The sequence below is a fragment of the Massilia rhizosphaerae genome, assembly GCF_016093545.1.
GTDB lineage: Bacteria > Pseudomonadota > Gammaproteobacteria > Burkholderiales > Burkholderiaceae_D > Telluria > Telluria rhizosphaerae.
The window spans coordinates 1-22,738 of record NZ_JADKYX010000016.1; the positions used below are offsets into that span (position 1 = coordinate 1).

The window sequence follows — 22,738 nt, forward strand, 5'->3', positions numbered from 1 at the left end:
TTGTGACCACCGAGCGGATGCGGTTTGCGTGGCGGCAGAAGCGGTTCCATCTGCTCCCAAATCTCATCTGGCAAACGCCAGCCATCGTCTTGCTTCAGCATGCCCATGATAGTTCTCCTGATCATGGGCTTAGACTCAAAAATGCGTCAGATGTCCCTCTGGATGAGCTCTACTGGGATACGCTCTTAGTAGGGTGGGCACTCCTGTGCCCACCATGCGTTACCGCGGCGCATACATTTGGTGGGCGGGGGCCGCCCACCCTACGAGTTCGCGCCTACCGAGATAGGTTCTTAATGCCTGAGAAGCCTGGGTCGATACGCACCGCCATCCTGCAAACGCGGTCTCGTTGTCGTGCAGGATGGCGCACAAAGAAATTTTTATCGTCACTGCCTGTCGTGTAGTACCAACAACCGCCTCAGGCCAAGAAAATATCCCCGATGCAAACAAAGGTCCGTGGCGGGACCCTATCCTTGGATCGGCACGTCCCCGTAGCCTTCGCCATACCCGTTCCCGACAGGCCCGTCGGTCTGATGTGTTTTGTACATCACTGTAGCGTTGGCTTGTTGCGGCAACCGGCCCAAAAGCCAGTGTGACAATATCTATTGGAGAAAATAATGGAAGAACTCTCAATCGCCCAAATCGAACAAGTGTCTGGAGGCACCACCGTAGAGCCTGTGTGCATCGGCATCATCGTCTGCAGCGACCCTATTCCGGTTGCACTCTACCCTATCCAGAGTTGATGCTTTTTCCGCATCGTCAAGGCGTTGGCTTGTCGCGGCAATGCCTTGGCCTTAGGCATTGGAACGGTTTTTCGCGAAATCGAACTTGACGACTGACGAGTCGACCTCAACGCAGATTTCGATTCATGCCATTCTGACAACCACTGCCTGAGAAAAACTTCCGCGCGGGAGAAGACAAACCGAGGCTGGCTTGCGCACCAATATTCCGCGCACAGTGAACTTCCCGACATCGCCGGTTTTCGCTCGTTATCCGCCCACCCTTGGTGCCCTGCCGGCCCCTCGGCCTGGCGCCTTGTGCGTAAAAGAATGCTGGGCTCGCCACATCGTGACAATGTGCGTATTTATCTGGTCATTTTGCCTGTTATCCTCTGCGGATCGTATTTTATTTCTACTTGGAAATTTCAATGTCACGTCTCTTCCGCACTGCACTGCTCACGGCCGCTATCCTGACAACCATTCCGCCGGCAAGCGCCATCGACCTGAACGCACCCATCCCGGTCGGCCCCCAGGTCAAGGTCGGCAAGCTGCCGAACGGCTTGACGTACTACATCCAGCGCAACGGTAAGCCGGAGCACAAGCTCGAACTGCGCCTCGTGGTGAAAGCGGGTTCGGTGCTCGAAGAAGACGACCAGCAGGGCCTCGCGCACATGCTCGAACACCTGGCGTTCAACGGTTCGACCCACTTCAAGCAGCAGGATCTGGTCTCGTACCTGCAATCGATCGGCCTGAAAGTTGGTGCCGACCTCAACGCCTATACCGGCCCGGACGAGACGGTTTATACGCTGCCCGTCCCCACCGACCGCAAGGAAAACGTCGACACGGCGTTCACGATGCTCGAGGACTGGGCCCATGGCATATTGTTGAGTCCCGAAGCCGTCGACAAGGAGCGCGCCATCATCCTCGAGGAAGCGCGCAGTCACAAGGGCGTCGTGCAGCGCGTGCAACTGGCGCTGCTGCCGAAGGCATACAACAATTCGCGCTACGCGTCGCGAATCCCGATCGGCAAGGAAGACGTGATCCGCACGGCGAGCCCGGACACCGTACGCCGTTTCTACCACGACTGGTACCGCCCCGATCTGATGGCTGTGATCGTGGTCGGCGACATCGATCCGGGCGACGCCGAGCGCCAGATCAAAATGCACTTCCTGGGACTGCAGAATCCGGCCGGCGAGCGGCCGCGCAATTATTCGGACATCCCGGCACGCAAGGGTACCGACGCCTTCGTGTTCACCGATGCCGAAATGCCCGTGAACAGGGTCGGCCTGACCTTTTCGCCGCGCCTCGAGCCGAATCTCGGCACCTATGGGAGCTACCGCGACAAGACGATCGAAAACCTGTACACGCTCATGCTGGATCTGCGCCTGGCGGAACTGGCGCAGCAACCCAATCCGCCATTCATGTTCGGGAACGGCGGCAACGATCCGCTCACCGCGCGCTACAAGGCATTCGCGCTGGGCGCGGTGCTCGGCGCGGGCGGTCAGGCGCCGGCGCTCGCGGCGCTGCAGCAGGAACTGCAGCGCGTGCGCCAGTATGGCTTCACGATGCCCGAACTGGAGCGCGCACGGAAGGACATCCTGACCGGGTTGGAACACGGTTACAACGAACGCAATACGACCGACTCGGCCGCTTATGCGGCCGAATACCAGCGCAACTTTCTGGCCAATGAAAGCATCCCGGGCGTCGAAGCGGAATACCACCTGGCCCAGGCGCTGCTGCCGACGATCAGCCTGGAAGACGTCAACGCCGCGGCCCGCAAGGCCTTCGCGGCGGACGCAGGCAAGCTGGTGACATTCATCGGCGGCACCAAGGCGGGGCCGGCGCCGACCGAGCAGGAGCTGGTGGCCGAGGTGACGAAAGGTGAGCACGCGCAAGTCGCGAAACGAGAAGAAAAAGCACTGCCGACGCACCTGATGGAGCGCCCGGCCAAGCCCGGTACCATCGTCGCCGAAAGCCAGGACAAGAAGCTGGGACTGACCCGGCTGACGCTGTCGAACGGCGTCAAGGTGATCCTGAAGCCGAGCGACTTCCGCAAGGACCAGGTGTTGCTTGGCGCCAAGCGCTACGGTGGCCAGACGCAGTTCGACGCCCAGGACATGCCGAACGCCCGCCTGGCGAGCTCGCTGGCCACCGCGATGGGCGTGCGCGACTACAACCAGCTCGACATGCAGAAGATCCTCACCGGGCGCAACGCCGCCGCTGGCGTCAACCTCGGCACCTACACGGACGAGATCGGCGGCCAATCGGGCAGCAGCCGGGAAGACCTGGAGGCGATGTTCCAGATGCTGTGGCTACGCTTCGATGGCGTGCGCCGCGACGAGAACGTGTACAACGCGATCAGGAACGGCGTGACGGAACTGGTGCGCAACCGTACCGTCTCGCCCGAGGCGCGTTTTGGCGACGCGATTGTCGACGCAATCTATGGCGGCCATCCATATGAGCCGCGCTCGTTCGTTCCGGCCGACGTCGCCAAGATCAATCTCGACCGCAGCATCGCGCTGTACCGCCAGCGCTTCGCCAGTGCCAAAGGCCTGACGTTCGTCCTGGTCGGGGACTTCGACGTAGCGGCGATCAAGCCGCTGGTCGCGGCCTACCTCGGCACGCTGCCCACGCCGGACCTGCCGCTGAACTTCCGCGACGTGGGACTGCGGGAATCGAGGGGCATTATCAAGAAGGAAGTGCTGGCGGGAACCGAGCCGAAGAGCGTCCTGTCGTTGACGTTCTCCGGGCCCGCCAAGTGGTCGCCGGCCGAGTCGCTGCGCATGAGTGCGCTGACCGAGGTGATGAACCTGCGGGTGTTTTCCGTGCTCCGCGAGAAAGATGGGCTGATCTACGGCGGTCAGGCCCGCGGCACCGTCGAGCGTATTCCTTACGAGCACTACCAAATCGGCATGCAGATGCCGACCGGCCCGGACAAGGTAGAAAAGCTGGTTGCGGCAGTATTCGGCGAAATCGACGACCTCAAGGCGCACGGTCCGACGCAGGCTGAACTCGACAAGGTCAAGGCCAACTGGCGCCAGAGTTACCGCCAATGGCAGCATGAAAACAATTACTGGCTCGAGCACTTGCAGTCATCCTTGCTGGACGGCACCGATCCGGCACGCCTGCTGACGATAACGGATGAGATCGAGAAACTCTCGGTAGCCGACGTGCAGCGCGCCGCGCAACGCTACCTGGACAAGAAGAATTACGTTGAAGTGGTGTTGAATCCGGTTGGCTCGGCTGACGCGAAAAGCGCTTCGACCCACTAATCCGAAAGCAGCCGGCTTCTTTTGAAAGGAGCCGGCTTCTCGCCATCAAAAAATCAGCGTGACGCTCACGGCTTTTGTCGGCTAATCACCGGTGGAGTAGTTTGGCCAGTGATAACGCTGAATTACCAAAAATGCGCAAAAGCCAGGTGAACGCAATCCTGGGTTATGCTGGACGGCTTTGTTGCACCATGGAGCTACCTGACGGCGGCATGCTGGAATTCATTCTCGCCGTGCACGAGCTGGCGCTATGGCGACTTTGCCGACCTGCTGGCGCCCTTTCATGCGGAACAATGCGTCAACGCAGAACAGGAAGTGCTGGGTGAAACCAAGTGGATGAACTGCGCCCGATTATCGCCCACGATCTCGGCAATGCGCGCGAAGCCGGCGCCAAGCGCGATGCCGTCATTCAGGAACTCGAGCGCAAGGCTGCCGAATGAAGCGCCAAACTGGACGATCAGGATGGAGGCAAACGCAAGCCCGGCCGCAAGCTCTCCGATGGAGGCGCCCGCGCCCGCTTTTTTACCATGACCTGAAATCAGAAATCGAGATCGGCCCGGTATATCACCGCTTGCCCGACCGCATCCGCGCTCATGCCGCAATCTACTTCATGGCGCTGATTCTGTACCGCATCATGCGTTCCCGTCTGCATGCCGGCGCCACCGCACTCTCGCCGGAGCGGGCGCTGACCAATTTGCGCCGCATCCAGCATCACCGCGTCACCTTGAACGGCGCCGATACGATCGCCGGCGTTTCGACCATCAGCGACGAACAGTCCAGTATTTTTGCCGCCCTGACCATCAAAAAAAGCCGACCCTGAATACCCAATTGACCCTGCTGTAGTGGCATTTCTTAAAGTCGAACCTATACAAATCAATCACTTACGCGTTTAACTGTCGAACTCGGGGGCGCCGGCTGATCGTGCTGAAGTCGGGTACTTTCCAGTCGAGGCCGGACAGTTTGAGAAGGCTTTGCGCCATACCCATCGCCTGGCGCAAGGGCAGGTTGAACAGGCCCTTGATGGTCAGGCAGAACTGGATTGCCGCCTCGCTGTACGTCGGGCTGCGGCCGCGCTCACCGCTGGCACAGCCTTGCCAGTGCATATCCTTATCCAGCCAGATGAGCAGCGAGCCACGCGTCTTCAGCGCCGCGTTGTATTCTTTCCAATTGGTCGTTCGGCACTTCGGCTTTGCAGGCGCACTCATGCCGTCAGCTTACCCGTGCCCCGCCTTTCCCGCTGCCGGGGCGGATTTATGCAACAAAGCCAATTGCAGCGAGTGGTGATCAAGCTTTCGTCCGCCGGAAGTCCGTTTGCATTTCATGCATGCATGATACTAACCTTCTAGCGAGTAAAGTCACGTTTTCTCCTATGCGAGACCATGACTCTACTTTCAAGAAAGCTAGTATTACGAACTAACATTACTTTCTGGATTGTTAGTAAAGACCACCTCGAAAAACCTCGGCCGAGACGCGTACGGCTAAGCAAAATCCTGACATCGAACCAAGCCAGCGAGTGCCGTCATGATGAAACCCCGGATCAGTCTGTTTGCCGAGCAGGAGCGTGAAGACCGACGCACGAAACTGGGCGATCCGTTGGTGGGCTTGACCGAGCACGTGGATTTCGAAGCGCTGGCGGCACGCATCGATGCCGCGGCGCCGCGTCCTTCGCCCGCCAGGGGCGGCCGTCCACCGTATCCGACGGTACTGATGATCACGATCCTGGTGCTGCAACAGCTCTACAACCTGGCCGATGACGCGCTGGAGTATAGTTGCTGGACCGCCGCAGCTTCCTGCGTTTCCTGGACCTGACTGAAAGCAGTAGCATCCCGGACGCCAAGACGATCTGGCTGTTCCGTGATCGCCCGGCGCAGGCCGGCGTCGGCAATCAGATATTCGAACAGGTCCAGCAGCAACTGCTGTCGCAGGGCTATCTGGCACGCTGCGGCCAGATCGTCGACGCCTCGCTGGTGCAGGCCCCGGTCCAGCGCAACAAGCGCGAGGAAGCTGAAACGGTCAAGGAAGGCACGATGCCTTTGAATTGGAAACCGCACAAGCGCGCGCAAAAGGACGTCGATGCAAAGTGGACCCAAAAGCACGGCAAGAACCACTTCGGCTACAAGCTGCACGTGAGCGTCGACAAGCGCTGCAAGCTGATCCGCAAGATCGCCATCACGCATGCTGCCTTAGCCGATACCGTCGTCTTCGAGGAGTTGCTCGACCTGAGCAACACCAGCCGGAACGTCTACGCCGACCGTGGCTACCCCAGCATTGAACGCGAAGCCAGGTTGAAGCAAGCCGGCTGGCGCGTACACATTCAGCGGCGCGGCCATGCGACCAAGGGCATTTCCGAGACGCAGAAACGACGCAACCGCGCAATTGCCACGCCGCGTGCCCGTGTCGAGCATGTATTCGGCGCCTTGGCCCAGATGGGTGAAAAACTGGTGCGTTGTATGGGAATCGTGCGTACCACGTTCGTTCTTCAGTTGAAGGCTGCCAACTACAACCTCAAGCGCCTCGTCTTCTTGAAAGAACGCGGCCTGGCGCCGTTCTAAAACCGCAGTTCGGTAGCCTGCGGCTGCCGGACATGCCAGGCTCGACGCGCTTGGCGCTTTCAAATCAGGCTGCCGAGGCGACGCCGGATGCTGAATCACGCGTCACGCGGCGTCGCTCACTCGAAAATGGGTTATTCGAGGTGGCCTTCAGAAGCTGCCCGGCTTGGTCCGGAATTTCCTCAGGCAGCCTGAATGCCAATATATCGCCACGTGAATTTACTGATCGAAAAATTAGTAACATGGAAGGATTGGACAGATATGACACAGACGCTACTTGGAAGCCGAAATGTGAAACGCCTGTTGCCAGTACCACTGGTTACGGGATAATCAAAGAAATGATCGCAAAGTACCTATTGCAATCATAACGCTTGCGATCCCAATTACTACCAGAAATATTCTTGCTTCACGTCGGAACTTTTTGCGGATGGAGCCACCAAGTGCTAATGATGTTCCAACAAACAGGAGCGAAACAGGGCCCCAAATTCCGTGATAAATGAATACCAATATTGAAGCAACGACTCCCAACAACGTGGTAGCGAGCAAAAATATGTTCAATACTGATTGGGGCTTTTCAATGTCATTCATCGCCTCACCTTGCTAAAATTGCACTAATTGATATTACACTGACAACACATCGAATGCAAGTTGCCAACGTCACGCCGAAAAGCAGGCTGATCACAGATCAGCCTGCTTTTTCGATAATACAACGGGTAATGGACGCGTGACAACCCAAAGAGTCCCTTACCAATCTATCGATTACTGCACTGATCGGGATGCGATCGCAAAAGGTTCGACCTTGATCGGATCAGTTTTCGCTCCGGCCAGTACCGTCGCTATTAAGCGTACTGGCTGTACAGATAAAACCCGCCTGACACACCAGCCATGATGCCGGCGCCCAGTCCAAGGAATGCACCAACGGCTTGTCCACCAGGAATCGTCGCCGCAACCTCGGCACCGGTCCACAGGATTCCGCTAACAGCGGCAAAATTACCTGCCATGTCAGCGCCGCCGACTTCCATAACTTCATCCATGGTCAATTCTTGAAATGCCATTTTTTGCTCGTCCTTCTTTAGTTTGGTTAATGATAATGTTTACTGCCACTACTTTCCTTCAACAGGAAATCTTTCAAGATAAGCCTACGGTGTTCGCAATAATACTAATGTTTTGAAAAGCGCATCACGCCGAAGTACCGATATTCCCTATAGAAACACGTGAATCCGCTTCTAGAAATGTTAGGGAAGTGCTGATTTAATCGGTTTTCCGCGGCCAAGCATGTCGTAAGTAATTGATCTGTATGATGATCAACTTCTTGGGAGCGAATAAATCAGCGGTTCCTTAGCATCGTAGTGCCCCATCCCTCAGAATACGCATCACCCATCAATATTTGCCACCCCAATAGTTAAGACGGCAACATAACGATATTCTTCTATCACTCGCAACGTAACTGCGTCTCGCGCTGCCGCGCCAACGAAGTTGTCCCCGCCTACTTCTTCAATTTCTCAAGCTGTCGACATCATATATAAGTATGCGACGGGACAGCATCACGCCAAAACACGGCCTGGGCCGAAGGGCACTGAGGTCATATACAAAATTCGGGCCGTTCTTGGATTAACCGACCCAAGCCGTTCTGGGATCATCGAGCACACTGCACGGATGCCCCTTTCGTCTGACGTTAATTTCAGGCCAGATGTTTACAGAAAATATTCCAATAGTCAATAAATTTTCCATCATTGCAATTGCGATACTCTTTTAATCAGTTAAAATATCTCCAAATATATCAATCAGCGCGACCGCAGTGATTTTCCATATGGCCATTGATACAATTGGATAGATGATTTTTTTTCGATTATTAAGGATTGATCAAGCAGTCACGAAGTGCCGGACAGGAGCACCTCGACCAACCGCATATTTCATGCGCAGGGATGAAAACTGAACATCGACATTCTTCCGGAGACTCTTCCAAGCCTCCGCTGCCGGTGTCGCACCGGCACCATTGCCGGCGCCACACTATAGCCCGAGCGGCTTCGAATCAGCGCGTGCAGTTCTACGTTTGAATGAAGAGGGCGTCTCACAACGCACAACGGCGATGCCGATCAAGAAGAAATTGCTCATGATTCCGATGTCAGATGGCAGCCCGCAACGTTAGAACACTGGATAAACGGCCACAGAGCCACGTCGCCCCCCCATTTCACCCAGAACTCCCGTATCGCTAACTGGCCGATGAGACGCGTGATTTTTCACATATTCACCACCTGCATTTATATCGAATTATCAAATTAGTGTTGCCCCCCCAAAAAGAACGTGCCAACGAAAACAAAAACATTGACTTAAAAGTTTCCAATAGATAACCTACTCAACTCAACTTGGCCACATGGCTCCATAAAGCGGGAGATTTCCCCCGCCGGGATCGGCCAGCAGCACTCAGCACATAGAAAGCAGTGAAGACAGTTCCATGAGCACAAGACAGTTGTATCGTACCGAGGCATTGAATGCCCGTCAGGTCAAATGGCTCGGTGAAATCGTCCTGATCCGGCCGGTTTCGTTTTCGATCTTGTGCGCCCTCGCCGGCGGTCTGGCTGCAGCGGTCCTGATCTTTCTGTTTTTCGGCACCTACACCAAACGGGCAACCGTTTCGGGACAACTCGTGCCGGATCTCGGCTTGGCGAAGGTCTACGTGCCGCAGTACGGCATCGTCGTGAAGAAAAACGTGGTCGAAGGCCAGACGGTCAAGCGCGGCGACGTGTTGTATGTCCTGTCGAGCGAACGGTACAGCGACACCCAGGGCAGCGTGCAAGCGACCATCAGCAGGCAGGTCAATGCACGCCGGGCGTCGCTGCAGGAAGCGCTGGACAAGACGCGCAGGCTCAACGAGGAAGAACGCGTGGCCCTTCTGAATCGCATTGCCGGCCTGGAATCCGAACTGGCGAAGATCGACAGCCAGGTCGAAGGCCAGGCCGGGCGCGTCAAGCTGGCCGAGGACGCCGTGGTGCGCATGCGCGACCTGGCGGCCCAGCACTTCATCTCGAAAGAGCAACTGCAACAACGCCAGGCTGACCTGCTCGACCAGCGTGCGCGCATGCAATCGCTGGAGCGTGACCGCATCAGCGTCGGCCGCGACCTGACGAGCCAGAAGAACGACCTGACGGCCATGCCGCTGCGCCATCAAAACGTGCTGGCGCAGATCGAGCGCGACATCACGAGCCTCGGGCAAGAACTGACCGAAAGCGAAGCCAAGCGCCGCCTGGAGATCACGGCCCCGGAAAGCGGTATCGCAACGGCGGTCACGGCCGAAGTCGGGCAGATGGCAGATGGCGGAAAGCCCCTTTTGAGTATCGTCCCGGCGGGCGCGAAAATGCAGGCGTATCTGTACGCCCCGAGCCGTGCCATCGGTTTCGTCAAGCCCGGCGACAAGGTGTTGATGCGCTACCAGGCTTTTCCCTATCAGAAATTCGGACAGGCTCAGGGCACGGTCACGTACGTCGCCAAGGTCGCGTTGTCCGGCAACGAATTGACGGGCCTGCCACAACAGGCGAACGGCGGCGAGCCGCTGTACCGGATTACTGTCGACCTGTCGGCGCAAACCGTCAAGGCGTACGGGCGCCAACAAGCGCTGCAGGCCGGCATGCTGCTCGACGCTGACATCCTGCAGGAAAAGCGCCGGCTTTACGAATGGGTGCTCGAACCCTTGTACACCCTCAGCGGCAAACTCTGACATCCAATATGCGTTTCCTCAGCGATATCCAATTCGGCTTCGGCCCCAGACTGCCCACGATCCTGCAAACCGAGGCAACCGAATGCGGTCTCGCCTGCCTCGGCATGATCGCCGGCTATCACGGCCACCGCGTCGACCTTGCGACCCTGCGCCAGCAGTTCGCGATTTCGCTCAAGGGCTCCACGCTGGCGCATCTGATCAAGATCGCCGGACGCCTGCACATGGAATCGCGTCCGCTCAAGCTGGACTGCGACGACATGGACAAGCTGAAGCTGCCCTGCGTCCTGCACTGGAACTTCAATCACTTCGTGGTGTTGAAAAAGGTCGGGACCAGCAGCGTGACGATCCACGATCCCGCCGCCGGTGTGCGCGAGATATCGATGGAAACGCTGTCCGAATCGTTCACCGGCGTTGCGCTCGAATTATGGCCGAGTTCCGAATTCAAACCGTTGGAACAACGCCAGCCGATCAAATTACGCGGCCTGATGGGCCATGTCACGGGACTGACGCGTTCGTTTACCCAGATCCTGATCCTCGCCCTGGCGCTCGAAGTATTCGCACTGGTGAGTCCATTCTTCATGCAGTGGGTCATCGACAACGTCATCGTGTCGGGCGATCGCGACCTCTTGGCGACGCTGGTCCTCGGTTTCGGCCTGCTGATGCTGATGCAGCAGAGCGTCGGCGCCATCCGCTCGTGGGTCATCATGTACATGGCAACCACGCTGAACGTCCAGTGGCGCGCCAACGTGTTCACGCATTTGATTCGCCTGCCGGTCGAATATTTCGAGAAACGTCACCTGGGCGACATCGTCTCCCGTTTCGGCACGGTCGACCAGATCCAGCGCACGTTGACCACGTCGTTCCTGGCGGCGATTCTCGACGGCTTGATGTCGCTGGTAACGCTGGTAATGATGTTCATCTACAGCCCGACGCTGGGCTGCATCGCCGCCGGCACCATGGCGCTGTATGGACTGGCGCGCGTGGCATGGTATCGGCCGCTGCGCGATGCGACCGAGGAACAGATCGTCCACGCGGCCAAGCAGCAGAGCCATTTCCTGGAAACGGTACGCGGCGTCAAGGCAATCAAGCTGTTCCAGCGCCAGGACGAGCGGCGCGCCAACTGGCTGACACTGCTGGTGGACCAGGTCAACGCCGATCTCCGCTCGCAGAAGCTGCAATTGCTTTACCAGACGCTGAACGGCCTGCTGTTCGGCATCGAGAACCTGTTGATCATCTGGCTGGGCGCGAAAATGGTGCTCGACGGCGATTTCAGCGTTGGCGTGCTGATGGCCTTCAATGCCTACAAGGGCCAGTTCGATGGCCGCGTCGGGTCGCTGATCGACAAGTATTTCGAAGTCAAGATGCTGCAACTGCAGGGCGAGCGCCTGGCCGATATCGTGCACACGAAACCCGAATCCCTGGAGGGCGCGCATGCGCTCCTCGACCAGCCCGACCTCGAGCCGACCATCGAGGTGAGCAACCTGCGCTTCCGCTACGGCGAGCAGGAGCCGTATGTGCTGGATGGCGTCAATTTCCGCATCACGTCCGGCGAGTCGGTGGCGATCATCGGCGCATCCGGCTGCGGCAAGAGCACGCTGATGAACGTTTTGCTGGGCATACTGGCGGCCACCGAAGGCGAGGTGAAGGTCGGCGGCGTCAAGCTCCAGCAGATCGGCATCGATACGCTGCGCCGGATGGTGGGCACCGTCCTGCAGGATGACGTCCTGTTCGCCGGATCGATCGCGGACAACATCAGTTTCTTCGACCCGCAAGCAGACCAGGCCTGGGTCGAGGAATGCGCACGGCTGGCGGCGATCGAGCATGAGATCAATGCGATGCCCATGCGCTTCAACACCCTGGTCGGCGACATGGGTACCGTGCTGTCGGGCGGCCAGAAGCAGAGGATCCTGCTGGCGCGCGCCCTGTACAAGCGGCCAGGCATCCTGTTCCTCGACGAAGCGACGAGCCACCTGGACATCGCCAAGGAGCATGAGGTGAATGCCGCCGTCCGCGCCCTGAACGTCACCCGCATCATCATCGCCCACCGCCCGGAAACGATCGCCTCCGCCAACCGCGTGATCGTACTCGATGCAGGCCGCGTCGTGCAGGACGAGTCCACGCAGGCCCTGTACGAGCGCGCCCAACAGCAAGCTGCATGAGCGCGGCGCATCGGGTGCAGGCACCGACGACCAGGTTCGCAGAATGCGGCAAGAATTTACCGGCCCGATTCGGAGAATTGGGCCAGTAATGGTTCCCGATTATAGTAGCGCCATATGAGGGAAGTGAATCCGGGTGCCCGAACAGTCACCCTAACGATATCTACTGGAGAAAACAATGAAACCACTCGCAATCGAAGAAATCGAACAAGTGTCTGGGGGAGACGGCCTTATCGCTCCGCCGAGCCTCCCGTATCTCCCTTACGATCCCGGCATGCCACCGCCAATCGCCCTTCCGAGCAATCCCCCTCCGCAGTACGTCGCGAGCTATTCCTGATCTCCCACTTGGGGCCGACAGGCTCCGCTTGGGACTGCGATGCACCTGACTTAAGCGTTGGTTCTTCACGCAATCGCACTTGAAGCTCAACAAGTCGATATCGAAGTAAGCCGGCCGCCCCGCAAACAGCCTCATCTGTTGTTTGCAGGGCGACGATCCGCGCAGAGCCAGCAACCGCAAAGCCTGCGTGCGCGCGCAATGCGGTGAGTAAACACACCTCAACCTTTACCCCGATCCATGCGACTTCATCTACTTGCCTTGGCCACGATGCTGGCCTGGGGCCATCCGGCCAGTGCGCTCGACAATTCCGCTACCGTCAAAGTGACGCCCTTACTGAAAACCTCCACCAGTTGGGACGGCAAGCCGCTGGTCTATCCGAAGGGGCCGGCCGAGGTCACCGCGCTGATCGTCGAGATCGCGGCAGGAGGGCAGACCGGCTGGCACGAGCACTCTGTGCCCTCGTTCGCCTATGTACTGGAAGGCACGCTGGAAGTCACCCAGGCCAACGGCGCGACCCGGCTGCTCCACGCGGGCGACACCCTGCCGGAAGTCGTGCAGACGCTGCACAACGGCCGCGCGCTGGGCGACAAGCCGGTCAGGCTGTTCGTGCTGTACACGGGCACCGTGAACCAGCCTCTCACCTTCGCCCATCCCGAATTCGCGCCCGCCGCGCCGGTCCAATCCAAATAAGCGCGGCGGCTTTCAGGGCGTGACGCGGCCGTTCTTCAGCGCCATCGCCGTCGCGTGCCCGCGCAGAGACGTTCAGCTTGGCCATGAAGTTGCGCAGGTGGACCTTTACGGCCCAGGGGCTGATGAGGCGGCGAACGGCGCCATGACGGCATCGTGTCGGGAGCGGTGATCGATTGCTGGGTTCATGGGTTTTGCACGGTTTGCCTCGGGAGCGGCAATGATGCGCCAGCGGCGGGGTGTACGCACGCCTCATCGACGGGGGGAAATGCGCTCCCCCCGCAGGGCGCGCAGGCGCCCTGCCCTCTCCGCCAAAACAAAAAAGGCCCCGATGGGGCCTTGTTTGTTTTGGCGGAGAGGGTGGGATTCGAACCCACGGTACGGTCACCCGTACGCCTGATTTCGAGTCAGGTACATTCGACCACTCTGCCACCTCTCCTTGTCACGGTAAGCTGCGGTCGTTTCGCGTGAAGGCCGCATTATAGACGGTGGGTAAGAGAACCGCAAGCGTCCGCTTATTGCGCCGTCAGCCCCGCCATCAACGCGTCCAATGTCGCCTGGCCGCGCACTTGGTACGTCCGGCGGTCGAAGATGCTGCCCGACTGATCGTCCGGTGCCCCGATGTCCCAGAAGAATGGCACCACGCCGTTGGCGCGGGCCGTCTTGACGACGTAGGTGTGGTAATAGTTGCGCGACTTGAGGTGCAGCGCCAGGGCGTCGCCCGTCAGGTTCGTGCGCCGCTGGGCGGCGAATTCGCCGAGCAGGACAGGAATGCCCTTATCGATGAACGCCGTCTTCAGGCTGGCGAATTCCGCATCGACATAGTCTTCCTCGCCCCACGTCGGGTTGCGGTCCGTATCCGTCGTCGAGTGGTTGCCCGCGCCCCAGTAATAGGCCTGTTTGCCCCAGGATTCATCCTTGGTCATCAGCACGAAATTGAACGGCGCGTAGAAGTGGATCTCGGCCATCATCCGGCCAGCCACCTTGTCGGCAGGCAGCGTCGGCATGTATTTCACCATCAGGTCGATGTTGGTCTCCGGGGCCTGCACGACCAGCACTCGGTAGGCGTTCCTGCCGCCGGTCGAGCGCACGGCGTCGACGAAGGTCTGGTGATAGCTCTTCAGCACATCGACGTTCGCCTTCAGCGTCGCGGTATCCGTGTTCTGCTCGTTGCCCGTGGCCGGTTCGTTGGCGCTGGCGAACATGACGTGTTCGTCGAAATCGCGCAAGGTCGTCGCGATCTGTTCCCAGTACGCCTTTTGCTTGGCGTTCACGGCATCCTTCTTGTCGGGCGTGACGTTCTTTTCCAGCCAGCCGCCGTCCCAGTGAATGTTGACAAGGACATACATGTCGTTGTCGACGCAGTACTGGACCACCTGCTTCACGCGGTTGAGCCAGGCGGCGCTGATCTGGCCCGTCTTCTGGTCCGCGTACTGGTCCCACGCGACGGGCAGGCGGATCGCGTTGAAGCCGGCCTTCTTGACGGTCTGGATCAGCTCGTTCGTAATCAGGGGATTGCCCCACCCTGTTTCGCCGCCGGATGCTTCCATCGTGTTGCCGATGTTAAAACCGATGCGGATCGAAGACGCGATCTGCTGGGCGTTGTGCGACATGCCGGTCATGTCGGCGGGTAGCGGGCTCGTGTTGTAGCTCGGGTATGGGCTTGCGGTCGGGGTCGGGGTCGGGGTCGGGGTCGGGGCCGGGGTCGGAGCCGGAGCCGGGGTGGTCGCGGGCGGAGGTGTGGTGGCGACCGGTGCCGCGGCCGCCGATGCGGAACCGCCGCCGCCGCCGCCGCAACCGGCGAGCAATAGCGTGAGCAAGGGGGCGCACAGCAGGGACAACGCTTTCATGGATCTCCTCTTTGTAGTTCTTGAGCAAAACTACAGAATAGAAAGGGTCGATGCGTGGTGGATAGCTCGGATGAGGGAACTGCTATCAGGATGCGAAAAATTGAAGGATTTTTCGTGATCGTGTTAGTTCGGTGGGGGGCTGCTGGGGTGCGTGTCGGGGAGGCGTTGCAGCGCGCGCCCGCGGCGCGCGGGGCTGTCCGCGGGGCGGACAGCAGATGGGCGATTTGAAGGGACCGAGCTTCGCCGGTCCTTCAAATCGGAACTGCGTAGAAAAAGCGCAGGGGCTGCTGTTTCGTCTCTATACGCTTTGCAGCGCGCGCCCTCGGCGCGCGGCGCCGTCCGCCTTGCGGACGGCAAACTGGCGATTCGGGCGGGCTGGGCTTGCAAGCCCAGCCCTTCGAATCCCACCCCGCAGGGCGCGCAGGCGCCCTGCTCTCTCCGCCAAAACAAAAAGGCCCCGACGGGGCCTTGTTGTTTTGGCGGAGAGGGTGGGATTCGAACCCACGGTACGGTCACCCGTACGCCTGATTTCGAGTCAGGTACATTCGACCACTCTGCCACCTCTCCTTGTCACGGTAAGCGTGCGGTCGTTCGCGTGAAGGCCGCATTATAGACGGCCCGGGGCAAAAACGGAAGGGCTATTTGGCTCAAGCGAACTCAGGCAGACAAGCGCTCCAGGCCTCCCATGTACGGACGCAGCACGTCCGGAACCACCACGCTGCCGTCCGCCTGCTGGTAGTTCTCCAGCACAGCCACCAGCGTACGACCCACCGCCAGGCCGGAGCCGTTCAGGGTGTGCAGCAGTTCCGGCTTGCCCTTGGCGTTGCGGAAGCGGGCCTGCATGCGGCGGGCCTGGAAATCTTCGCAGTTCGACAGCGACGAGATCTCGCGGTACGTGTTCTGCGCCGGCAGCCACACTTCCAGGTCGTAGGTCTTGGCGGCGGAGAACCCCATATCGCCCGTGCACAGTTGCATCACGCGGTACGGCAGGCCCAGGTTCTTCAGGATCGTCTCGGCCTGGCCCACCATCTCTTCCAGCGCGTCGTACGACTGTTCCGGGTGTGCGATCTGCACGAGCTCGACCTTGTCGAACTGGTGCTGGCGGATCATGCCGCGGGTGTCGCGGCCATAGCTGCCAGCTTCCGAACGGAAGCACGGGGTGTGCGCGGTGATCTTGATCGGCAGCGATTCCGCCGCCACGATCTCGTCGCGCACCATGTTCGTCAGCGACACTTCCGACGTCGGGATCAGGTAGAAGTTCTCGCCCTCGCCTTCCGCGCCGCCTTTTTTCACGGCGAACAGGTCTTCCTCGAATTTCGGCAGCTGGCCCGTGCCGCGCAGCGAATCCGCGTTCACCATGTACGGCGTGTAGCACTCCGTGTAGCCATGCAGTCCCGTGTGCGTGTCCAGCATGTATTGCGCCAGTGCGCGGTGCAGGCGGGCGATGCCGCCCTTCATCACGGCGAAGCGCGAGCCCGTCAGCTTGGTCGCGGTGTCGAAGTCCAGGCCCAGCGGGGCACCGACGTCGACGTGGTCCTTCACTTCGAAATCGAATGCGCGCGGCGTGCCCACCTTGCGCACTTCGACGTTGCCCGACTCGTCCTGCCCGACCGGCGTGGACGGATGCGGCAGGTTCGGGATCGCGGCCATGAATTGGGCCAGCCGGTCCTGGACCTGGGACAGCTGAGCCTCGTTCGCCTTCAGCTCGTCGCCGATGCCGGCCACTTCGGCCATCACAGCGCTCGTGTCTTCGCCCTTGCCTTTCAGCATGCCGATCTGCTTGGACAGCGAGTTGCGCTTGCCCTGCAATTCCTCGGTGCGCGTCTGGATCGCCTTGCGCTCGGCTTCGAGGGCGTTGAATCCGGCGACGTCGAGCTGGTACTTGCGGCTTGCGAGGCGCGCGGCGACGTTGTCGATGTCTTTGCGGAGGAGTTGGATGTCTATCATTGTCGGGATTGTCGCAGGGTGGGATATCGAAACCGCAATTGTACCAAGTCGTCAGCCATTCTCGCGCGCCGATCTTTGGGCCGGCACGACAGTCCAACGCCAGGGAGGACCGCCATGGATGTCGACTGGGAAGCCTTGTTCACGTTCAGCGTACCGCCGCTCGAACTCGTCGTGCGCGGCACGCTGACGTACATCTTCCTGTTCTGCCTGTTCCGCTTCGTCGTGCGGCGCGACGCCGGCGCGCTTGGCCTCTCGGACTTGCTCGTGCTGGTGATCATCGCCGACGCCGCCCAGAACGCCATGGCCGGCGACTACCTCTCCATCGTCGACGGCTTCGTCCTCATCGGCACCATCATCGGCTGGAGCTATCTGCTCAACTGGCTGAGTTTCCGCTATCCATGGTTCCGCCGCTTCGCGCTGGCGCCGCCGATCTGCATCATCAAGGACGGCGTCAAGCAGGAAGCCGCCCTGCGCCGCGAACTCATCAGCGACGAGGAATTGCGCGCCATGCTGCACGAGCACGAAGTCGACGACATCGCCCAAGTGAGGCGCGCGTGGCTGGAGCCGGACGGCCAGTTGACGGTGCTGCGCCGGCGGGCATCCCGCGACGATGGCGCCGCGCCGGGCGGCCCGCGCCGCGGGTTGTAGCTAGGCGTCGGCGCCGCCGGCGCGCGCATCGTCGTCCAGGCTGCGCAACCACGCCAGCTTTTCCGCGATCTTGGCCTCGATCCCGCGCGGCACCGGCTGATACCAGCCCGGCTCGGGCATGCCGTCCGGCAGATAGGTCTCGCCGGCCGCATAGGCGTGCGGCTCGTCGTGGGCGTAGCGGTATTCGTGGCCGTAGCCCAGTTCCTTCATCAGCTTGGTCGGCGCGTTGCGCAGGTGGACGGGCACTTCGCGCGATTTATCTTTGCGCACGAAGGCCATCGCGGCGTTGAACGCGTTGTAGCCCGCATTGCTCTTGGCGGCGATGGCGAGGTAGACGACGGCCTGGCCCAGCGCGAGTTCGCCTTCCGGGGAACCGAGCCGCTCATAGGTCTCGGCCGCGTCGTTGGCGAGCTGGATGGCGCGCGGGTCGGCGATGCCGATGTCTTCCCACGCCATGCGGACGATGCGGCGCGCCAGGTATTTCGGATCGGCGCCGCCGTCCAGCATGCGGCACAGCCAGTACAGGGCGGCGTCCGGATGCGAGCCGCGCACGGACTTGTGCAGCGCCGAGATCTGGTCGTAGAAGTTGTCGCCGCCCTTGTCGAAGCGGCGCGCGTTGAGCGTCAGCGCGTTCTCGACGAATTCGCGCGTGACATGCGTCGTCCTGGAGGTATCGGCCGACGTCTTCGTCTGTTCGAGCAGGTTCAGGAAGCGGCGGGCGTCGCCGTCCGCGTAGCCGATCAAGGTCTGCACGGCGATGTCGTCGAACTGCAGGTGCGCGAGGCCGCCCTGCCGGTGCGCGCGCTCGAGCAGCTGGCGCATCTCGTCGTCGTTCAGCGCCTTCAGCACGTACACCTGGGAGCGCGACAGCAGCGCCGAGTTCACTTCGAACGACGGGTTTTCCGTCGTCGCGCCGATCAGGGTGACGAGGCCGGATTCCACGAACGGCAGCAGCGCGTCCTGCTGCGATTTGTTGAACCGGTGGATCTCGTCGATGAACAGGATCGTGTGGTGGCCGCTCGCGAGGTGATGCTCGGCCTGTTCGACGGCGGCGCGGATGTCCTTCACGCCCGACAGCACGGCCGACAGCGCGATGAATTCGCAGTCGAATGCATTGGCGGTCAGCCGCGCCAAGGTCGTCTTGCCGACGCCGGGCGGGCCCCACAGGATCATCGAGTGCGGGCGGCCCGACTTGAACACGAGGTTCAGCGGCTTGCCCTCGCCCAGCAGATGGCTCTGGCCGATCACCTCGGCGATCGTCTTCGGCCGCAGGCTTTCCGCCAGCGGGGCGGCGGGGTCAAGCTTGAAAAGGTCATCCACGGGCGGCTCCCGTGACGCGCGAGGCGATATTGTTGTTCATCTAGCCTATATATGGCCGACGCGGCAAAAGCGCAAGTGGCTTACTGGTTGACGACCTCGGCGCCCTTCGGCACCTCGAACTTGAACGTCTGCGGCCCGAGCGCCGGATTGCGCTGGAAGCTCGTGAATTTCAGCAGCACGGTGCGGCCGAAGCTGTCCTTCAGCTCCATCGCCTGCGGGATGCCGTCCTTGAGGCCGATGCCGATCTGCTCGAACGTCGTGTCCTTCGATTTCGGCGTCGCGTTCAGCCATTCCAGGCCGTCGTGCGTGCCCGCCTCGGACAGCGTGAAATTCTTTTCCAGGTCGTTGCTGCCGAACAGGATCGCGGCCGGCGAATTGCCCAGCGCGCCGCCCAGCTTGCGCGTGGTGACCTGGTTCAGGTCCTTGTCGTACAGGTACAGCGTTTCGCCGTCGGCCTGCAGCAGCTGCTCGTACGGCTTCTGGTAGGTCCAGATGAATTTGCCGGGGCGCGCGAACACGAAGGTGCCGCTGGACGTCTTGCCGGCCTTGGGTGATTTCGTGACCTGCGTCTGGGTGAATTCGCCGCGGGCGGACTTGGTGCCGGCGACGAAGGATTTGAATTGGTCGAGGGCGGTTGCGTGGGCCGCGCCGGCGATCAGCAAAGTTGATGCAATCAATGAAATTTTCAGCATTGTTATCCTTGTAGGGTGGGCACCCCGTGCCCACCAAATGCATGCGTCGCGTTGACGCATGGTGGGCACGGGGTGCCCACCCTACCGCATGCGGAGACGAACCGATTACTCCGCGTTCGTTGCCGGCACCAGGATGTCCCGGTTGCCGTTCGACTGCATCGGCGACACGATGCCGCTCTGCTCCATCTGCTCGAGCAGGCGCGCGGCGCGGTTGTAGCCGATGCGCAGGTGGCGCTGCACCAGCGAGATCGACGCCCGGCGGTTCTTGAGCACCACCGCCACGGCCTGGTCGTACATGGCGTCGGACTCGCCGCCGCCCTCGCCCGCCGGCGCGCCGTCGGCGCCGCCGCCTTCTTCCGCCACGCCGCCTTCGAGGATGCCCTCAATGTAATTCGGTTCTCCCGTGGACTGGAGATGTTTTACAACTCGATGCACTTCGTCGTCCGACACGAACGCGCCGTGCACGCGGATCGGCAGGCCCGTCCCCGGCGGCATGTACAGCATGTCGCCCATGCCCAGCAGCGTCTCCGCGCCCATCTGGTCGAGGATGGTGCGCGAGTCGATCTTGGACGACACCTGGAACGCGATGCGCGTCGGGATGTTCGCCTTGATCAGGCCCGTGATGACGTCCACGGACGGACGCTGCGTCGCCAGGATCAAGTGGATGCCGGCCGCGCGCGCCTTCTGGGCGATACGGGCGATCAATTCCTCGACCTTCTTGCCGACCACCATCATGAGGTCGGCCAGCTCGTCGATGATGATGACGATCGTCGGCAGCTTGTCGAGCGGCTCCGGCGCGTCCGGCGTGAGCGAGAACGGGTTCGGGATGTGTTCCTCGCGCTTCGCGGCGTCAAGGATCTTGCCGTTGTAGCCGGCCAGGTTGCGCACGCCCAACTTCGACATCAGCTTGTAGCGCCGCTCCATCTCGTTCACGGCCCAGTTCAGCGCGTGGCCGGCCTGGCGCATGTCCGTGACGACCGGCGCCAGCAGGTGCGGGATGCCTTCGTACACCGACATCTCCAGCATCTTCGGGTCGATCAGGATCAGGCGCACGTCAGCCGGATCGGCCTTGTAGAGCAGCGACAGGATCGTCGCGTTGATGCCGACGGATTTACCGGAACCCGTCGTACCCGCCACCAGCAGGTGCGGCATCTTGGCGAGGTCGGCGACCACCGGCTTGCCGGCGATGTCCTTGCCCAGCGCGACCGTCAGGCTGGACGCGCTGTCGCCATAGACCTTCGAGCCGAGGATCTCCGTCAGGCGCACGATCTGGCGCTTCGGGTTCGGCAGTTCCAGCGCCATGTAGTTCTTGCCGGGGATGGTCTCGACGACGCGGATCGACGTCAGCGACAGCGAGCGCGCCAGGTCGCGCGCCAGGTTGACGATCTGGCTGCCCTTCACGCCCGTCGCCGGCTCGATCTCGTAGCGGGTGACGACCGGGCCCGGATACGCCGCGACGACCTTCGCCTCGACGCCGAAGTCGGACAGCTTCTTCTCGATCAGGCGGCTGGTGAATTCCAAGGTATCGACGGCGACCGATTCCTGCGCGGGCGGCGCGTCGTCCAGCAGCGCCAGCGGCGGAAGCGTGCCGTCGCCGTGGATTTCGAACAGGGTCGACTGGCGCTCCTTCTCGGCCCGTTCGGAACGCGGCACGCTGGTCATCGCCGGCTCGATCTTGATCGGCGACGGGTTCGGCGCGGATGGCGACGGCGGCGGCGCGGCCGGCTTCGCGGGCGGGCGCGGCGCGACGTCGGGTTCGTCGAACGACGGCTCCAGCGCGGCCGGCACGGGCGGCGCTTCCACGCCGTCGACATGCGGCTCGGCACGGGCGCGCGCCAGCTTCGCTTCGCCGCGCGCCTTCACCTTCGCCTTCATCTTGGCCAGGAACCCCGGCGCGGGTGGCGCGGCGTCCTGCGACTCGTCCGAATCGTCGTCGCGCGGGGTCTCGATGCGCAGCGGCGAACCGCCATGTTTTTCCACGTACTTGGCGCGCTCGTGCACGACGACCTCGTCGCGCTTGTGCGCCGCCACTTCGCCGTAGCGGCGGTCTTCGCGGTCTTCGTAGCGCAGGCGGAACCAGTCCCACGTCGTCTCGACGGTTTCGCCGATGCGCTCCGCGACGGCCAGCCACGACACCTGGAAATACCAGGAAAAGCCGAGGCCGAACAACAGCAGCAACAGCAGGGTCGCGCCGGTGAAGCCGAACGCGTTGTGGGCGGCATGGCCGATCACCTGGCCCAGCACGCCGCCGGGCGCGCGCGGCAGCTCGACTTTCAACGACCACATGCGCAGGTATTCGAGGCCGACGCTGCCGGCGAACATCAGCACGAAGCCGATCCAGCGGATCAGCGTCTCGCCCTGGTGCTCGGGCTCGAGGTCTCCTTCCTGGACGATGAACCGACTGTGCAGCCGTCGATACCCCTGCCACACGGCGCGCGTAAAACAGACGCACAGCCACCAGGCGGAAAAGCCGAAGATGAACAATAATAAGTCGGCCAGCCAGGCGCCTGCGCGGCCGCCCAGATTGGCGATGTGGGGCACGACGTTCTCGTGCGAGAAGCCCGGATCGGCCCTGTTGTAACTGAGCAAAATGAGGACGAAATACAACAGCGCGACGGCCGTCGCCAGCCAGCGCGCCTCCGACAACAGGCGCACGAGCCGGTTCGGCAGCGGCTGGCGCGGCGGCCTCGGCTTGTGAGTATAGGTCGTGCTCGTCGATGGACTATTCTTGCTCATTGCAGTGTGAAACGGTACTTCCGGGTAACAATTCCCCAAAGATGCCCATTCTAAGCGATATATTGCCGGCCTGGCCCCACGATTCATGCTTGTTTGCATCATCGTCTATAATCCCC

At 61.1% G+C, this 22,738-nt stretch carries 11 protein-coding genes, 2 tRNA genes and 5 pseudogenes; 7 read left to right on the plus strand and 11 right to left on the minus strand.

Annotated features, from left to right (window positions below):
• Positions 1-107 (minus strand): annotated as a pseudogene (locus ISF28_RS20980) (IS5/IS1182 family transposase); the annotation flags it as partial.
• Positions 108-1,144: 1,037 nt separating this feature from the next.
• Between ISF28_RS20980 and ISF28_RS20985 the strand changes: the two are divergent.
• Together ISF28_RS20985 and ISF28_RS31245 are read left to right on the plus strand one after the other, a co-directional pair.
• A complete protein-coding gene (locus ISF28_RS20985) occupies positions 1,145-3,988 on the plus strand; it encodes a M16 family metallopeptidase (RefSeq protein ID WP_198119134.1) in 2,844 nt (947 codons plus the stop codon).
• Between the two features lie 188 nt (positions 3,989-4,176).
• Positions 4,177-4,828: pseudogene (locus tag ISF28_RS31245) on the plus strand (transposase); the annotation flags it as partial.
• Positions 4,829-4,887: 59 nt separating this feature from the next.
• On the opposite strand, the pseudogene ISF28_RS20995 reads toward ISF28_RS31245, so the two are convergent.
• Positions 4,888-5,190, minus strand: a pseudogene (locus tag ISF28_RS20995) (transposase); the annotation flags it as partial.
• Positions 5,191-5,509: 319 nt separating this feature from the next.
• On the opposite strand from ISF28_RS20995, the pseudogene ISF28_RS21000 reads away from it, so the two are divergent.
• Positions 5,510-6,537, plus strand: a pseudogene (locus ISF28_RS21000) (IS5 family transposase).
• A 327-nt stretch (positions 6,538-6,864) separates the two neighbouring features.
• Here the strand turns inward: ISF28_RS21000 and ISF28_RS21005 are convergent.
• Both ISF28_RS21005 and ISF28_RS21010 read right to left on the minus strand, forming a co-directional pair.
• Positions 6,865-7,122, minus strand: coding sequence for a hypothetical protein (locus tag ISF28_RS21005; protein WP_198119135.1), 258 nt, complete (start codon positions 7,120-7,122; stop codon positions 6,865-6,867).
• Positions 7,123-7,373: 251 nt separating this feature from the next.
• Positions 7,374-7,589 carry a hypothetical protein gene (locus ISF28_RS21010; protein WP_198119136.1) on the minus strand — a complete coding sequence of 72 codons (216 nt, stop codon included), beginning with the start codon at positions 7,587-7,589 and terminating at the stop codon, positions 7,374-7,376.
• A 1,400-nt stretch (positions 7,590-8,989) separates the two neighbouring features.
• On the opposite strand from ISF28_RS21010, the gene ISF28_RS21015 reads away from it, so the two are divergent.
• The 3 genes from ISF28_RS21015 to ISF28_RS21025 all read left to right on the plus strand — a co-directional run bounded on the left by ISF28_RS21015 (position 8,990) and on the right by ISF28_RS21025 (position 13,432).
• Complete coding sequence (locus ISF28_RS21015) at positions 8,990-10,249, plus strand: HlyD family secretion protein (RefSeq protein ID WP_198119137.1); 1,260 nt, start codon at positions 8,990-8,992, stop codon at positions 10,247-10,249.
• 8 nt (positions 10,250-10,257) lie between these two features.
• Positions 10,258-12,408, plus strand: coding sequence for a peptidase domain-containing ABC transporter (locus tag ISF28_RS21020; protein ID WP_229519259.1), 2,151 nt, complete (start codon positions 10,258-10,260; stop codon positions 12,406-12,408).
• Positions 12,409-12,979: 571 nt separating this feature from the next.
• Positions 12,980-13,432, plus strand: coding sequence for a cupin domain-containing protein (locus ISF28_RS21025; RefSeq protein WP_198119139.1), 453 nt, complete (start codon positions 12,980-12,982; stop codon positions 13,430-13,432).
• A 346-nt stretch (positions 13,433-13,778) separates the two neighbouring features.
• On the opposite strand, the gene ISF28_RS21030 is transcribed toward ISF28_RS21025, so the two are convergent.
• The 4 genes from ISF28_RS21030 to serS form a co-directional block, all read right to left on the minus strand.
• Positions 13,779-13,868: transfer RNA gene (locus ISF28_RS21030), tRNA-Ser, on the minus strand.
• Positions 13,869-13,944: 76 nt separating this feature from the next.
• Positions 13,945-15,279, minus strand: coding sequence for a glycoside hydrolase family 5 protein (locus ISF28_RS21035; RefSeq protein ID WP_198119140.1), 1,335 nt, complete (start codon positions 15,277-15,279; stop codon positions 13,945-13,947).
• A 477-nt stretch (positions 15,280-15,756) separates the two neighbouring features.
• Positions 15,757-15,846: transfer RNA gene (locus ISF28_RS21040), tRNA-Ser, on the minus strand.
• 90 nt (positions 15,847-15,936) lie between these two features.
• Positions 15,937-17,226: a serine--tRNA ligase gene (gene serS / locus ISF28_RS21045; RefSeq protein ID WP_198119141.1), complete on the minus strand. Its 1,290-nt coding sequence runs from the start codon at positions 17,224-17,226 to the stop codon at positions 15,937-15,939.
• Between the two features lie 114 nt (positions 17,227-17,340).
• Between serS and ISF28_RS21050 the strand changes: the two genes are divergently transcribed.
• Positions 17,341-17,874: a DUF421 domain-containing protein gene (locus ISF28_RS21050; RefSeq protein WP_198119142.1), complete on the plus strand. Its 534-nt coding sequence runs from the start codon at positions 17,341-17,343 to the stop codon at positions 17,872-17,874.
• Here ISF28_RS21050 and ISF28_RS21055 read toward each other — a convergent pair whose 3' ends face one another.
• From ISF28_RS21055 to ISF28_RS31375, 3 genes and pseudogenes are all read right to left on the minus strand, one after another.
• A complete protein-coding gene (locus tag ISF28_RS21055; RefSeq protein WP_198119143.1) occupies positions 17,875-19,194 on the minus strand; it encodes a replication-associated recombination protein A in 1,320 nt (439 codons plus the stop codon).
• 80 nt (positions 19,195-19,274) lie between these two features.
• A complete protein-coding gene (gene lolA / locus ISF28_RS21060) occupies positions 19,275-19,886 on the minus strand; it encodes an outer membrane lipoprotein chaperone LolA (protein WP_229519260.1) in 612 nt (203 codons plus the stop codon).
• 105 nt (positions 19,887-19,991) lie between these two features.
• Positions 19,992-22,571: pseudogene (locus ISF28_RS31375) on the minus strand (DNA translocase FtsK); the annotation flags it as partial.
• Positions 22,572-22,738: the final 167 nt, after the last annotated feature.